General features: G+C 39.4%; 13 protein-coding genes and 2 pseudogenes. All 15 read right to left on the reverse strand.

What is annotated here, in order from left to right; all coding sequences use genetic code 11:
- Nucleotides 1–365: 365 nt before the first annotated feature.
- Nucleotides 366–1322: pseudogene (locus tag BM012_RS07175) on the reverse strand (ImmA/IrrE family metallo-endopeptidase); the annotation flags it as partial.
- Nucleotides 1315–1590, reverse strand: coding sequence for a hypothetical protein (locus tag BM012_RS07180; protein ID WP_061802771.1), 276 nt, complete (start codon nucleotides 1588–1590; stop codon nucleotides 1315–1317). The gene BM012_RS07180 and the pseudogene BM012_RS07175, both read right to left, overlap by 8 nt.
- 176 nt (nucleotides 1591–1766) lie before the next feature.
- Nucleotides 1767–2372, reverse strand: a complete 606-nt coding sequence (locus tag BM012_RS07185; protein ID WP_061802770.1) for a hypothetical protein — start codon at nucleotides 2370–2372, stop codon at nucleotides 1767–1769.
- An 83-nt stretch (nucleotides 2373–2455) separates the two neighbouring features.
- A complete protein-coding gene (locus BM012_RS07190; protein ID WP_061802769.1) occupies nucleotides 2456–2899 on the reverse strand; it encodes a hypothetical protein in 444 nt (147 codons plus the stop codon).
- Entirely contained in the window at nucleotides 2900–4087 is a 1188-nt protein-coding gene (gene mobP2 / locus BM012_RS07195) for a MobP2 family relaxase (RefSeq protein WP_407719609.1), read from the reverse strand.
- Nucleotides 4088–4105: 18 nt separating this feature from the next.
- Nucleotides 4106–4387, reverse strand: coding sequence for a hypothetical protein (locus BM012_RS07200; RefSeq protein ID WP_061802767.1), 282 nt, complete (start codon nucleotides 4385–4387; stop codon nucleotides 4106–4108).
- Nucleotides 4388–4609: 222 nt separating this feature from the next.
- Complete coding sequence (locus BM012_RS07205; RefSeq protein ID WP_061802766.1) at nucleotides 4610–5479, reverse strand: hypothetical protein; 870 nt, start codon at nucleotides 5477–5479, stop codon at nucleotides 4610–4612.
- Nucleotides 5480–5493: 14 nt separating this feature from the next.
- Entirely contained in the window at nucleotides 5494–6078 is a 585-nt protein-coding gene (locus tag BM012_RS07210; RefSeq protein ID WP_061802765.1) for a hypothetical protein, read from the reverse strand.
- Between the two features lie 15 nt (nucleotides 6079–6093).
- A complete protein-coding gene (locus BM012_RS07215) occupies nucleotides 6094–7200 on the reverse strand; it encodes a bifunctional lytic transglycosylase/C40 family peptidase (protein WP_061802764.1) in 1107 nt (368 codons plus the stop codon).
- Nucleotides 7201–7202: 2 nt separating this feature from the next.
- Complete coding sequence (locus BM012_RS07220; RefSeq protein WP_061802763.1) at nucleotides 7203–9131, reverse strand: VirB4 family type IV secretion system protein; 1929 nt, start codon at nucleotides 9129–9131, stop codon at nucleotides 7203–7205.
- 18 nt (nucleotides 9132–9149) lie between these two features.
- On the reverse strand, nucleotides 9150–9857 hold the full coding sequence (locus BM012_RS07225) for a hypothetical protein (protein WP_061802762.1): 708 nt from the start codon (nucleotides 9855–9857) through the stop codon (nucleotides 9150–9152).
- A 17-nt stretch (nucleotides 9858–9874) separates the two neighbouring features.
- Entirely contained in the window at nucleotides 9875–10165 is a 291-nt protein-coding gene (locus BM012_RS07230) for a DUF5592 family protein (protein WP_061802761.1), read from the reverse strand.
- A gap of 48 nt (nucleotides 10166–10213) precedes the next feature.
- A complete protein-coding gene (locus BM012_RS07235; RefSeq protein WP_061802760.1) occupies nucleotides 10214–12757 on the reverse strand; it encodes a pLS20_p028 family conjugation system transmembrane protein in 2544 nt (847 codons plus the stop codon).
- A gap of 38 nt (nucleotides 12758–12795) precedes the next feature.
- Nucleotides 12796–13005 carry a hypothetical protein gene (locus tag BM012_RS07240; RefSeq protein ID WP_061802759.1) on the reverse strand — a complete coding sequence of 70 codons (210 nt, stop codon included), beginning with the start codon at nucleotides 13003–13005 and terminating at the stop codon, nucleotides 12796–12798.
- Between the two features lie 15 nt (nucleotides 13006–13020).
- Nucleotides 13021–14970: pseudogene (locus tag BM012_RS07245) on the reverse strand (VirD4-like conjugal transfer protein, CD1115 family); the annotation flags it as partial.
- Nucleotides 14971–15063 lie beyond the last annotated feature (93 nt).

Here is a 15063-nt window from a genome sequence, read left to right on the forward strand (position 1 = left end):
ATGAAAAAGAGAGCGATTAAGCTCCCTTATCTTTCTAATTCATATTCAGATTTCTTCCTTTTTATCTTTCCGGTTCTCTTTTTCAAGGATGAAGCTTGAGGGCTTTTTTCTTTCTCTTCCTTCTGAAAAGAGGAATCCACTTGTTTTTCCATCTTCACAATATCTTTTTCACCCACCCATCCTTTATTTAAGGCGGTTTGTTTTGAGGTATGGTAGTTATCTCCAGCTGTTAAACAATCTAATATACTATCGGTATCTTGAGGGGATTCTTGGTGTAGAGTCTGTCTATAGTGTGTGTAAGATGCTTTTAACCTCTCTCCTATGTTTTCAGAAGAAGGAGGTACTGTTTCATGTTGGTGCCTTTTTTCCTGAGCTAACAAGGGTTCTTTTCCCTTTTGCAGGTGCTCTTCGATAGTTTCAATAAAATTGACGGATGTAGTATGAACTTCTTTCAATAATTGTGTCTTATCCTTAAATTCTTTTCCTTTCGTCCAATGAGCAAGATAGTCTAACGAGTAATCGCTCGTATCAATATTAAAATGAGAAGCCACCGTATAAGCGGTCATCTCAGCCTGAAATTCTTTTTCCGCACTCGTATAGTTATCGAATGTTTCTTTTGTATGCAAAGTGGCGTGAGTTAATTCGTGCAACAGCGTTTTGACATTCTGTTTTTCTGAGTTTCGAGGATTTAAAGCGACTTCTTTTGTTAGGGTATAGCTTACTCCCTTAGCAGCGCCTAACTCTCCTCTAGGCTCCACAATAGAAATCCCGTTCTTTTGGGCAATGGCTTCCATTCCCTTATACAATGCAGCATAGTTTTCAATATTTCCCTCGATCCACCGATTAGGAAAAATCTTCGGAAGATCCTGAGTTGTTGCGTTCGTTTGCGAGATATCAAACGTGTATCCAACAGAAAAATATAAGCCACCATCTTTCACCTCCTTTTTACCTTCTTCTAGGAGCTTTTTCTCTTCCTTTGTCGCTTTATTTACCGACTTCCATTTTCCATTTTCATCTTTAAATTTAGGTACAGTTCGTTGGGGAACAAGGATTCCAATGCCTTTCTCTCCTTTTTGAACCGCGAACCCTTTACTCTTCCAAAACGCAAAAGAACCGACGGCTTTTGCCCCCGGAAACTGACTTTGTATTAATGCTACGTTAGATATCGAGTATTGATAAAACTTCCCCATAAAGCTCAGATACTCTTTTAAATCTTGAGGAGAATGAAAGTGTTGCTCAATTCGTTTCTCCATATTTTTGGTGAGGTTTTCAACTTCTTTTTTCTTCTCTTCCACTGACTTTTTCTTATAGGTTTTACTCATCCTCGTTCACCTCATGAGACCGACTGATTTCCATTAATTCCTCCATGTCTTCCTCGTTCCATGGATCCTCATACTCTAAAAAGAGCTCATGCGTGTCGGTATGGATGGGAACTAACCAATTCTCTTGCACTTGCACATATTGATGAAGCTCTTTAGCCTCCTCTTCGGAAAGAGAGACGATCACTTTCTCTCCTTGGACCGATAAAATCACCTCTTGATCCCCTACTTCTTGAATGATTCCTAGTGTCACTTTTTCATTGAATAACATGTTCATTCCTCCTCTTTTATAAAATGTTCTTAAAGAGATTTCCCTTTAAAATATCAACCGAATATAACCCCGTTCTGAATGTAGAACGGGGTTAGAATGTAGTGGGTTAATCTTTGATGTAAGATAATTCCCTGTACGTAAAAATAGAATGATAAAGTTGTTTAAAAACCTGGCCATTACTTAAATGTACATCTGAGCAAATAGACAGTGTCAAAGTTTTTCAGCTCATCCATATGACTACCCATGTCACTATAAAAATCTGTAGAAAGATCACTAATACCCTTTTCACTACTTGAATATCCAATACTTGCTAAAACAATACTTTTATCCTTAATTGAAATACTCTCTGATGGATTGTTTCCCAATACCATCCCTAAATTATCATCTTTGATGGTTTCTGAACTTGTTCCTGTGGTTGTCGTTTCATTACTATGAACGCTAATTGAAAAACGAGTTTGATTGTTTTCTTCATTGATTTTCGCTGTGCTAAAGACCATCGTACCTGTATTTTTGATCTCAGTAGACATCTGGGTTAACTTTCTAACCAATTTGCCTGATTCATATTTCTCAACCCATACAGCTACTTCTTTATACTGATCACCAGCATTAAAATCAAATACAAAGGATTGATCCGCCGTTCCTGAAAGTAGCGTTTCCTCTCTTTCTGTCAAAGTAGCGCTAGAAATAGTGTTGGCTTTTATGTTCTTTGAATCCTCTCCATTGCAAGCAACTAAAGAAAGCATAAGCACTGTTAATATGACAAAAAATAATCCTCTTCTCATGGTGTCCTCCCTACCTTGACCACATTTCCGGTTAATGATTACATACTAAATATTAACATATATACCATATTTGATATATAGCATTAATAAGTTTCTCTCTTCCCTCTCGACTCTTCCCAATCAATCCGTTTTTGACGTTGATGAGCAATCCGTTTCTCCACTTCTTCTTTTGCAATACGTACAGGTTCTACCTCTTGAACGCTTGTCGGGATAAAACCCGTCCCCAATTCCGATTTATTAAAGAAGATTCCATTTAGTAATTCAATGAGAATTTGACTGTTTTTATCCGCAGCATTCGTGCCTAACCGAATCTTAGTGAGCTCCTTTTTCAACACCTCATGTAAATTCTGACTGACCACTTCGGAGATATATTTTAACGACCACTCTTGATTTTTAGATATTTCATGTTCCTTACATAGACGAGCAATGGCATCCCCTGTATAGCGAATGTTATGTTCCTCCATATAAGTTTGAATATACGTTCTCGTTTCCTCATCTAGTGCGACTTTCATGCGTTGTCTACTCATTTAATATCCCCTCTCCTGTTCGTGATTTCGCTCAATATCTCGTTGTAAACGTTCATAATGACGTTGGTTTTTCCAACTCTCATATTCTGTTTTAAAGGCTCTTTCCATCTTTCGAAAAGCATGTTGGATCGAACCTTGTTGGGTAAAGGTTTTTTGTTTGGGATGAGAAAAGAGCTTCTTTTGAAGCTCCTTCTCCTTCCGATCATATTCCTTCATTTCTTTTAAAAAGGCGTTGCCTAATCGTTTGTATAAATCATCGATTTTTGTTTGCTTATAGTTCGCATAATGCTTTTGATCTTTTCCTCCTTCCCCATAGGCTTTCTTCATCACTTCCACTTCTCGGTCTAACTTTTGGGTGAACTTGGCATAATCTTTCGCATGGTATTTTTCAATATAGGTTCGACTTAATTCATCGATATACGGTTTCAACGGTTTTAAGGTATTGTAGCTGTATTGCCACTGTCTTTTATCTTGGGGAAGATGATTATAAATCTGTAAAAACAAAGGTTTGAACTCTCGATTACGCCAACTCATCAAAGAACGCTGTTTCTTTTGAGCCACAACTTCTTGCCGGATAAAATGATTCAATTCTTTTTGTTTAACGTCACGATCTAAAAGATGATTCACCACTTTTGATTTCATCGCATCTAACGTTTTCGGTTTTCTCTTTCCTCGTTTTCTTGTCGGATACGGTTCAACCGTTGCAATATGAATATGAACGTTATCCGTATTATGGTGGATAGCTGCTGACCATACAGCCGTTTTTTTCAACCCTTCTTTTTTCAACATTTCTTGCATGGATTCTCGTGTGGCATCCATTAACTTTTGTTCATCAACGGTCTTTGTTTTTGCATCATATAAACCATTTTCTTGAAGCCAGGGATTATGAAATGTGATGACATCCTGCCACATGATACTCTGATTTTTTTGCGCCGTTTGGAACTTTGTTTTTAATTCTTTTTTCTCTTCTTCATTTAAAACATTGAATTCTTCTGTAAATAGAGAAGAGGTCTTTTGAGGATTATGCATGTAATCTTGGTAGAGCGAAAAATCTTGTTCCCCTTTTCCTTTTTCCTTTTTGGCCTCTTCTCGATCAACATACTCTACATACTCTTGAAATGCTTTTTGATTAGCTGTGACAAATTTTGTTTTCAATACTACACCTGGTGTCAACGTGGATGTACTCATGATCATTCCCTTTCTTCTTTACAACTCTTCGATTTCTCCTACCACAGTCTCAATACTATGATGTAACTTTTCTAAGGACTCGGCATTTCTCTCCATAAAATAAGAACACTTTTTTATCATCTCAATGTTTTTATCAATGAGGTTTTCTAGATGACGTTCTCGCGTCGTTTGTTCTCGAAAAAAGGCCAGCATTTCAAGCTGACCTTTCAAAAATTCTTGGCGTGAAATTCCTTTTTCTTTTGCCAATTCATCAATCTTTTTCACTGCAACTGGATCTACATTTCTCACTTTAATCTCCATTTCATTCATCCTCTCTTAACATTCAGTGCTCTACATTTCAAAAGCTAGAAGAGCATAAGGGGTTTTTGCCCCCACTATGGTGTGGGGTTAGGCAGAGCCTAACAAAACCGTGGGTACAAAGAAAAGCGCCAAACGTCCCCTCAACGTCCCCTCAAATTAGGTCGTGGTCCCCTCAGCGTCCCCTCATTTTTTCGTGAAGTCCCCTCAACGTCCCCTCGGGTTTTAATGAGTAGGAGCTAAATCTTGCTCTTTTTCGTTTAACTTTTTGAGCTTTTCCTTTAACATTTTCTTCTCCTCTTTATAGAGATTAATGCTCTCTTCTTTCATTCGAATTTCATCTTCTTTGAGTGAAATTTGAGCTTCCGTTTCAGCTTTTTCTGTTTCAATTTGATACTCCATATCGGCTTTTAATTCGCCAATTTCTTTTCGTAAAGCTCTCTGATTTTTCATCTCAACCCCAATCGCTTTTTCATAGGATTTCATTTTCTTTTTGACTTCTTTTTGCTGAATTTCGACCACTAATAACCCGTAAGCTTGCATATTCTTAGATGACTTTTCAGGACTCGTAGACGTTTTGGATTGGTCGGAAGAGATGGTCTGAACAAGCTCATCTTCGGGCTCTTCTTCCTCTGTTTTTTCTTCACTTCCCTCCACATCCACGCTTTCTTCTTGCACAGGTTTTTGGTATAAATCAAACGCTAAGGCTTCCCAATTAGAAGATAATTGTTTGACTCTTACGACGTAATATCCATCATCTTGGTACAAAACTTTAATCGGTAGGTCGACTCCCGAATTGGCTTTTTCCTGCGCCTTAAACTGAAAATCTTCTTCATCAATCTGATCCATTTTCAACACCATTTCGAGTTGATGTTGAGCCGGGTAATACGTACGTTTTTCTAACATAACCGTTCCACTCGAGCTCAAATCTAAGGTTTTTCCCATTTCGGTATGATACAGTTTTTCGTCCGAAGCGATATAAACTTTTGAGGTCAAAAAGGTAAAAAAACCGACAAACATAAACGCCATGATAAGAGAAAACATCCAGGATCTTTTTCGACGCAAGTTATACTTATAATCTTTTAATGCCTTCATGTTTCCTCTCCCTTCTATTCCGATACAATTTCATTTTTTAATGGTTCTATACTTGTGACGATCCATCGATTTTCTTCTTTACGTAACGAAATCTTAGCAATGATATTCGTCGTTTCTTCCACTTTTTCTTCTGAGATTTGAAGATGATTTTGGAACTCAGTCACCACTTGAACCTCATCTAAATCACTGTCATACTGTTGTAAGTAGAGTTGTATATCTTGAGGCTTTGAACGGTAGGTGTCGCCCAATTCAAATTGAGCAGAAGGATAAAACTGTTCATATAATTCCAGGCTCATAATCCGTTTGGCTTTCTTTTTTCGTTCCGTAAAGCCTTCTTTTTCCTGATGATAGGAAACATCTAAAAAGGTGTTCACCGTCTCTAAGTAGTTCCGTCTTTGTTGCTCTTGAGCAGAAGGTAACACCACCTTTAATTGCTTTTTGAGTTCTTGATTTTCCTCTTGCAAGGCCTCTTTACTAATGGCTTCTTGCTTCGCTGAAGTCGTTTGAGAGATGTTTCGGTTTAGATAAATATTGAAAAACGTAACGCCTGCGACGAACACCGCAAGCGTGATAAATAGGACCCATTTTTTCTTTTCCATACGTCACTCTCCTGTTTAAAAACGTTTGACTCTTCCATTAAATACTTTCGACCAATATGTTCCAGGAGCCATACTTGCAATGGCCACTCCTGTACTGGATTGATCCCCTATAAATTGATTGTTTCCGAGATAGATTCCAACATGTCCGTCTATTTTATATGTGTCAAAGAAAATAACATCTCCTGGTTGCATATCCTTTGGATTAATCGCTTGCCCTTGTACTTTAATCGTATCCGTAGTGACGCTCGTCATCGGTCCGAGGTTCACCCCGACCTGTTCAAACGCCCATCGGACAAAGCTCGAACAATCAAATCGTCCGGCCGCAATGTCGGCCTGATTCCGCCCTCCTCCAAACACATATTTCGTTTTATTCACGAATTTCATTCCTTTTTGAGCAGCTGCCATTCCTTTGGACCCGTTGCCTCCACTAACAGGAGTAGTAGGTTTTCCATCGATTGAAATGGTGCCCGTATAGTACTTCAAAACCGCATCAACATAGGCCGCATCCCCATAACAAGCTCCGTAAGGAACCATCTCTTGACGTACACAACGATAGATGCCCGTATGCTTTAACTTTTGATATTGTAGTTGGGAAAATTGAATGGCTAATTCTTTCGTATAGTGCCCCCCATTCTTCTGTGCAAAGTTAATAAAACCGCCGCCAAAGTTATACGATTGAAGACAAAGTTTCAAATCATAATTGGCTTTTTCAAGCACCTTTTTAAAGTGTAAAACTCCTTTATCAATCGAAAGCTCAGGACTCGATATACATCCAACTGACCCACAAAAAGATTCACTACTTTGCATTGGATCGTTTCCTCGTCCTCCACTTTCTTGCATCATTAAAGCCATCATAATCGGCACATAAGAAGGATCTAATCCATGCTTACTCGCGTACTTTTCCAGTAGGGGTTGATACTGTTGAACTTGAGGAGAAACATTGGCCGTTCCTGCCCCAATGCCTCCCCCAACAATCGTCACATCTTCTTGACCCGAATCACTTTCTAACCCACCGACTAGAGTAATCACAGCCCCCATGAGAACCAAACCGATGACACCCACTAGAGCGAGAACGCCTCCGATTAAGTACTTCTTCGGAATGAGCTGTAAGACAATATGCATTCTTATGCGCCTCCTCCATATAAAGCAAGTTCCTCATCGGTCACTTCAATATGAAACTGTATGTTCTTCACAGCTTTAATCGATAAAATGACATCCCCCTGAGCTAAGTTCGGGATGACATCCAACTCACTCTCAGTGAGCTGTCCGGCAAAAATACGTCTCAACATTTCCACGTTACTGTTATCCTGCTGCATGATGAATTTATATTGAGCGAGTTCAAATAGAATTTTAATTTCTTCTACAGCTGATAGATCCGATCCCTCTGGAACAAAGTCTCGAATAGAGTGACTCGCAAAGATCAACCCACCGAAATACTTACGAGCTTCTCGGCTAAATTTTGTTAAGAAGCGTAGCGCATGCTCACTACCTTGCCGAGTGTTGACAATGTGATGCGCCTCGTCCATGACAATGAGATAACGCGTTGCATCTTCAAACGAAAGCTCTCCTCGGTTGTAGGCTTCAAATTGAGGGGAGCCTTGCTGTAGCATATTATCCCAGAGAAGGTTCATTACATTGAACAATTGAGCTTGAAAGATTTCCGGTTTTAAACTTGATAGATGGCGTAAGGAAAAGAACACAATTTGTTCTTCATTAAAATCTTCAATAGTTGAGATTCCGTCAAAAAGATGGGCGTAGGTTTCCACCAAGTTCATCAAATTCAACTCAATTAACTCCAAGCGATGAACACGACTGACGCCTAAATGAGCATGATGTTCTTTCTTATCAAAGTTGGCATACAATTCTTCTCTCACAAAGGAAAGGAAATCACTAAAGATCGGATACTTTTCTACAGGTTGACTCGTAATGGTGTTGTTTTCTCCCTTTTCGTCCTTCCATAAGCCTTTATGAATGTACAATTTACGCAAGAGATTCTCGTACTCTTTCAATTCCTCATCCTTAGCTTCTGGGGCAATAAAGCGATAAAAAATCGTCAACTTCGATAAATGTTGCGTAAAACAATTGAGTTCACTTTCAGAGGTTTTGAACACTTGAAGAGGATTAATTTTCCCTTCTGATCCATCTAATGCAATCTGTTTTCCTCCTAAATCACGAACTAACTCTCTAAATTCCCCTGTAATATCAAAGCCCCGAATCTTATAACCCTTAATCGCATTATCCATCGTAAGTTTCTTCAAAAATGTGGATTTACCGGCTCCCATCAACCCCATGAGAACGGCATTATAGCTTTTACGATGTTCATCTTTATGGAAAAGATCGTAAATGACACTTCCCCCGGTTCGAGTCGTGCCGTAATACATCCCATAGGGATCATCTAACTGGGTAAAATGAAAAGGAAACCCACCGGCTAGGGATAGCGCAGGGATTTCCTTTCCTTTTCTCTTATTTACATATTGTAATTGCGTATCGAAGTCAGTCACCATGGACTCCCATTCATACTCCTGTTCATTTAAAAAGATGGAGCCTCGAAAATTATACGATTCTAAATGCTCAACGACCCTCTTAAACTCTTTTTCTAGGTCTGGAATGGTTTTGGCTGCCAAGTAGATTCGTAAGTGAATCCGTTTCATAACTTCGCCATTCACGATTTGACGATATAACTCCCTCATCTCATGAAACAGGTTTTCGGCATCTAACCGATCAATGCTCTCCTTCGCATGAAGGTGACGGGCATTTTGTTCCGACATATTCTTATTAATGGAATCAATCACTTGCTTGCGATCATCACTCACCACATCTAGGGTGGTAATCACGTTAGGCATGTTTAGGATCGGCTCTAACCAGAAGTCATTAACGTTGTTCGGATAATCATAGACGTGTACGCATGTTGAATATCCATCCCCATTCCGAACACAATTTTCTTTAAAACTTACGCCACCTTGCGGTTGAATTTGACTTAATAACGTAGGGTTATAGCCTTCTTTCTTTTTGACCTCTTCATTCGTTTTATATTTTAAAAAAGGAAATGCCATGTTTCTCCCACCTTCCCCTTATTGTTTATTGCCAAGCTTGGCATTTTGATTATAAAATTTATAGATTAATTCGATTTTCTTCTTATCACTCACTTCAAAAAGAGGAGTCGTTCTCTGAAAGGAACGAATGAGGTTTTCTCTCCTTTCCTTCACCATCAACTCCGTATTTCCATAGATAAATACAAAGTACTCACGATTCGTTCGGCCCCACTCTAAAAATTGAAGCTCTTTTAATTTTTGTTGAAGAAAACGCTCAAATAAAGGATTTTGAGACCTTGCTAGTTTCTTTTCTAGATAACGCTGCTGTTGTTCGGTTGAAACTGGAAGATTTAAAGACACAATTTTAAAAGCTTCCGGATAACTTTGAAAGCTGCTTGCATGACTGTAAATATGAAAGGAGGTTTCTTCTCCATTCATGGCATAAATATCTTTACTTTGAAATTGCCAAATGTCAAAGTAGCCTCCCCCTTTTAATTGAAATAAGCCACTTTCGGTATAGTCGGCAATCGGGATAATCTCCGTAATCAACTTCTTAATCCGAGGTGGCTTCTCTTTTTGTGCTTTAGCCCGTTTTTCCTTTAACGTGGCAAGAGGACGTAAGAAGGAGCGTTTCTGTGTCTCCACTTCCTTCTCATCCAAAAAGAATGGAGATTCTTGAGATAATTTCTTTTCCTCTTTCATGTGAGGTACGGGTTGTTGAATCGGTTGTTCTTCAAATAAAGCCATACGTCTTCTCTCCTTTATCATTCCTCTTCTCGATCAATGGCACAGTACGTACTTTTCTTTCGCATCATCGTAATCAACAACACTTGATACATCCTCTTTTTTGGATTGGTATGCGGTCTCCAAATCATCACAAGCCCCACCATTCCCATAAAGATGTAATACGGAATTTGTAAAACCGGATGAATAAAGATATTTAAGATCATCGTGAAGATTAATAAACTAATAATGAACAGTAAATCAAAGAGAAATAGAGATTTATTGATTTTAAGCTCCGTGGTCACTTCTTTGGGAATGTTGTAATTCGCCATGTTTTCACTCCTTCATATGAAAAAGGAAGTAGAGGATCCCTACTTCCCTTATTTTTTCTTATTCTGATTGGGTTTCATCTGACGATGTAAGGCTTCCCCCGTATTACGTCCAATTTGATACGTACGTTTGGTTTGTTGAACTGTCTTCGCCCCATTCCAAGCAGAAGAAGCCTTATCTCGAATGACCTGCCCAATATGACGCGTTTCTGTCCGTTGTTGGTTCGGCATCGGCATGTCTTGTGTTCTTGATGGAATCACTTCTTGTGGAGAAGTGTTCTGTACAGGAGTCGAAGAAGAAACAGGAACCGTATACGATTCTTGCGTTGCTGCCACTTGAGATTCAGCCTGACGGATATCTTCCCGTAATGGAACCGAACCAGATGTATGGGTAACGCTTGGTATGGTAGATGGAGCCTCTGATGGTTCGGTATAGGAACTTGCATTCCCTATAGATGACATTTCCTGATGAAGCGTCGTTCCACTTTGTACCGGTGGAGGCGTATCAATGGTTTGAGACCCGTGACTTTGAGGAGATGAAATCTCCTGTGCTCCTCCCGATGTATTCATTTCTTGCTGAAGACTGCTACTTCCCTGAATGGATGGGGTCTCTACTGTTCTTGATTCACTATTTAAAGAAGACGGAGATCCTTGGACTTCTCCTGATGTGTTCATTTCTTGTTGAAGACTGCTACCTCTTTGAATCGACGGTGTATCAATGTTCTGGGATCCACCATTTGAAGGAGATGGAGAACCTTGAGTTCCTCCTGACGCTTTTATTTCATTCTGAAGGCTGTTACCTCCTTGAACTGACGATGTATCTATCGTTCTCGATCCACCATTTGAAGGAGATGGAGAACCTTGAGAAGAAGAGAAACCTCCTTTCCCTTCTACAGCTTTCATTTCATCCCGAAGCGTGGTTTGGCCTTGACTCGATCCTTGTTGCGTTCCCGATGGACTTCCCAGTGAAGCATTTGTTTCGCTTTCTGAAGCCTTCATTTCATCCTGTAAGCTTGTTGTTCCTGGTCCCTCACTTCCTACGGTAGAGGATGGATCTTTTTCCCCTTGAAGGCTAGAAGAAAGATCCTGTCCTTGAGCGCTTCCTTCTTGGGACTGTGCTGCTTTCATTTCTTCTTGAAGAGAAGTCCCTTGATTCATCCCGTTTGCTTGTGCTTGATGTTGCCCCATCTTTCCATTTTCCTGTTCCTGCCCCGGCATATGAGAAGTGAGATCAGAACCTTTCCCTTGTTGTCTTTCCTGCTGCCCTTTACCTTGCCCTTGGCCCATCGCTTTCTTCATTTGTTCGGGTAGAGTATCTTGTTTACCTTGCCCTTGACCAGATCCTTTGGCTAAACCGGCAGCCATGCCAGCCACACCTCCACCTGCCATTGAAAGACCACCAACACCCGACTTTCCGAGTTTCCCTAATGCAGCGCTTCCTTTTCCAAGAGCGCCTAAGGCACTTTCTGCACCTTTAGCTAAAGCCATACCGCCTGCTACAGCAGCCCAACCACTCTTCAAGCCGGCATCGATTCCAAAGATACGTTCACACATCACCGGTCCATCAACTACGGCAATACTAATTGCAATTAATGCAATGAGATAGGCGATTCCATCTAGTTTATCGCTAATGAATTGTGTTCCCATGAGATACACTTTCATCGAAATAAAAATCATGATAATAATCAAAAAGGTGTTCATAATACTCTTTAAAACCTGTTTAAGCTTCTGACCATCGGCCACGTCTGCCGGAGCTAACAATTGCGCTAGAATCGAATTAAAGGCCAATTCATAACATAACTTAGCTAATTTAATTGTGATAAACAGTAACGTCATTCCGGTAACAAAGAGCGTAATAGCAATTGTCCAGAAATCCCAATGCCATCGGTAGTACTGTTCTGGAAAAAAGTCAAACCACCCATTGTCTAACTTCGCCAATCCTTCTTTCCCTTCCCCATTCAAGGCTAGTTTCTTTTGTAAAATATCTTTTCCATCATTACTTAATTCTTTATCCTTGTTAATTTTAAATTTATCATCAATTTTCTCTGTAATATCAATCATCTTGATATTTTTTTGAGGTACTTTATTTGGTTTCTTTAAATCAGTCGTTTTCCATCCATTCACATCAATTTGTGCAATATCGGTAATACCATCTTTAATAATCTTCTCACTAGTGGTGCCTTCTTCATTTAAATCTACGGCATCAACTGCCTCATCCGTGAACTTATCAGCTTTTAACATGCCCACATTGAGAAGAACAATGACCCCAATGGAAATAAATAGATTAAACATAATCTGTTCTCGGTTAAGCTTCTTATTCATAATTAGCAAATATCCAATGTACAGGATGGAAAAAGCTAATAACACATAAAGAAAAGGTTGGATATCCTTAATAAACCCTTGCACATCAGGGGAGTTAAAAAAGGTCTTAATCCCTAAAATGCTATCTGTAATGCCTTCTAACCCATCGACTAACCAAGCTAAAGCTTGAATGAGAAACCATCCCAACCACCTCAAGCAGTAGGATAAAATATTTCCTACTTCTAAATAATCAGAAAAGGTTTGAAGCTTCTCTACAATTTCTTCATCCTTCATCCGGTGCTCATCTCCCTTTTAACGTTTCGTTCACTGGATTAGCCTTCAAACAACTCTTCAACGGTAAGAGAAAGACGTTCTGCCAGGGCATCCACTCGGATCACCATCGGTGCTTCGCCCTCTTCTTCGTTCCCCTTTTGAAGAAAAAGGATCCCATCTAATAACCCAATTGAAACCCGATGTCCTTCTGCCACAATCGGTGTATACTCCGTAATAATACGTTCTATTTCCTTTGTAATAGTATTCATATGTTTCTCCTCCTTTTAAGATTGGACCGGTTGAGGTTCCTCATTTTCTAACACTTCACTAATACGTCGAATATGCTTAGTAATCGCATCATAGAGATACGAATCCATTTGATCGTTCGCTCCAAGTTCATGTAAGATACCCAAGAAGTCCTCCATTACTTCATGTTCTAGGTCTTCCATCGTTTGAGGTAAATCCGATAACAACTTATCCTGAATCAATTTCAATACATTTGGATCGGACCCAAAAAACTCGTTGATCGTCATCGACTTCCAATCCTTAGGAGAGGAAGCAAATGGAGCATCCGACGCTTGAGATGTTTCTTCCTCTTTCTCCTGAGAAGAGGTTGGTTGCGGTGAAGCAACTTTCTCTTGATCAGACACGTAAGGATTTTCTCCAAATAAATACGAAAAGTCTACAATTAGTTTCTTTGGATCCACCTTTTCATGCAGCGAAACAATATCTAGATCTAAAATGGATTGGTCCGTATTAAATTCGTCTCCAAGATACTCCCATCGATATTTCATGGTTGTTTTTCCCGTATTAAAAATTGGATAGGCTTTCACACGATTACGCTCCTGATCTTGTCGCTTAATGACTCGATACACCACATTTTCGCCTTCTTCTAAACTCATGAGCTCACTGGCTGTTAAAAGAGGTTTTGTATCTACACTTTCCGTCTTACTCTTATCCAAAGACAATCCTTTTCCACTTCGAGAAGTAGAATGAATGGTTTCATTCCCTAACTTTTTGGAAATCATTTCAGCCGTCTGATTGTCACTGGTTAAAATATAAATGGTGTTTCCGCAGTTTCCACTAATAGTATCCGCATTGTCTCCATATTTATTTTTCAGCTGAGAATACGCTTGAATGACTAAGTTAAAACGTATATTTCGTCCCAGGCAAACCGTCACCATGTTACTCATATCTTCAATTGCCGGCATATTTCCAAATTCATCCAAAATATACACTACTTCCCTATGACATTTCCCACTTCGAGCTAGGGAGGCATTTTTGGCTAGAACTGAATACATTTGACGTACAAAAATAGAGGCAATGACGTGATTACTAGAGTCATAGTCCGGTGTAATCATGAAAATCGCAATCGGCTTATTGAAATAAATAATGTCTTGAATTTCCATACCTTTTGAGGCTTCCTTGACCTCTAATGTTGTTTCCCCGGTATCCTCATCTATCTTTTGAATCGTCACTTTACATTTTTTCTTCCCTTCCCTTTCTTGAATGTAAATCCCCTTGTTTACTCCTAACGTTTGTTGAAAATTCAATTCAAAGCGCCCTTCTCCATCCGTTTTAACGCTTTCCGTTGTCTTATCAGGAAATAGAATTTCTACTCGCTTCCTAGGAGTCGCTTTTCCTCTTATGGTTTTTCCAAATCCCACACGCTTAAGATCCACACTATTTCGAGACGTCATCTTCGCAATTTCATCGAATGTGAAAATTGAAAGTCGATCCATGGTTTGAGTAAAGATGCCACCTCGCGTCGTTCCTTTTGAGAAGTTTGAGGTCGCATATTGCATTTTCGCCACACTATCAGAAGGTAAATCCTGAAAATATTTATCTAGCGCATTTTGTGTTTCCTCTGAATCTCCATCGATTTCAATCTCTCTAGATCCTAACTCCGACAGCATATTCGCTACAGCATACATCGTAATTTTTTCTTCTTTTTCTTCCTTAATACATTTGTCTGTAATGGCTAAAATCATCGCATTACATAAGCTCATGGCACAGTTTTGCCAAAAAGGATCCTTGGAGTTGGGATTGTAATAGAGTGTGTATGAAAGCGTGTTACATAACGACTGAGCCGTTGAATAATCTTCTTGTTTATAGGCCTCAATAATGAGTTGTAAAGGATTATAACTCATAGACTCTAAGGGATTTAAAAGATTTAGCACTTCGATATGATAGCCTCTTTTTTCAAGTGTTTCTTTTGACGCAGCAATCAGCTGTGCGTGATAGGTAAGGATTTGATATTATCTCCACCTTTTCCCCCACCTAACACCGTACGTGACAGTTTCCCGTCATACGGCGTCCCATCATCT

Origin of the sequence: Priestia endophytica DSM 13796 (assembly GCF_900115845.1) — a bacterium.
Lineage (GTDB): Bacteria > Bacillota > Bacilli > Bacillales > Bacillaceae_H > Bacillus_I > Bacillus_I endophytica.

What these genes read in the sequence shown, in the direction of transcription:
- BM012_RS07205 (WP_061802766.1), bottom strand. Translation starts at nt 5,479, where the DNA reads ATGAAGGCATTAAAAGATTATAAGTATAACTTGCGTCGAAAAAGATCC.
- BM012_RS07215 (WP_061802764.1), bottom strand. Translation starts at nt 7,200, where the DNA reads ATGCATATTGTCTTACAGCTCATTCCGAAGAAGTACTTAATCGGAGGC.
- BM012_RS07230 (WP_061802761.1), bottom strand. Translation starts at nt 10,165, where the DNA reads ATGGCGAATTACAACATTCCCAAAGAAGTGACCACGGAGCTTAAAATC.
- BM012_RS07190 (WP_061802769.1), bottom strand. Translation starts at nt 2,899, where the DNA reads ATGAGTAGACAACGCATGAAAGTCGCACTAGATGAGGAAACGAGAACG.
- BM012_RS07210 (WP_061802765.1), bottom strand. Translation starts at nt 6,078, where the DNA reads ATGGAAAAGAAAAAATGGGTCCTATTTATCACGCTTGCGGTGTTCGTC.
- BM012_RS07240 (WP_061802759.1), bottom strand. Translation starts at nt 13,005, where the DNA reads ATGAATACTATTACAAAGGAAATAGAACGTATTATTACGGAGTATACA.
- BM012_RS07220 (WP_061802763.1), bottom strand. Translation starts at nt 9,131, where the DNA reads ATGGCATTTCCTTTTTTAAAATATAAAACGAATGAAGAGGTCAAAAAG.
- BM012_RS07180 (WP_061802771.1), bottom strand. Translation starts at nt 1,590, where the DNA reads ATGTTATTCAATGAAAAAGTGACACTAGGAATCATTCAAGAAGTAGGG.
- BM012_RS07235 (WP_061802760.1), bottom strand. Translation starts at nt 12,757, where the DNA reads ATGAAGGATGAAGAAATTGTAGAGAAGCTTCAAACCTTTTCTGATTAT.
- BM012_RS07225 (WP_061802762.1), bottom strand. Translation starts at nt 9,857, where the DNA reads ATGGCTTTATTTGAAGAACAACCGATTCAACAACCCGTACCTCACATG.
- BM012_RS07185 (WP_061802770.1), bottom strand. Translation starts at nt 2,372, where the DNA reads ATGAGAAGAGGATTATTTTTTGTCATATTAACAGTGCTTATGCTTTCT.
- BM012_RS07200 (WP_061802767.1), bottom strand. Translation starts at nt 4,387, where the DNA reads ATGGAGATTAAAGTGAGAAATGTAGATCCAGTTGCAGTGAAAAAGATT.
- mobP2 (WP_407719609.1), bottom strand. Translation starts at nt 4,087, where the DNA reads ATGAGTACATCCACGTTGACACCAGGTGTAGTATTGAAAACAAAATTT.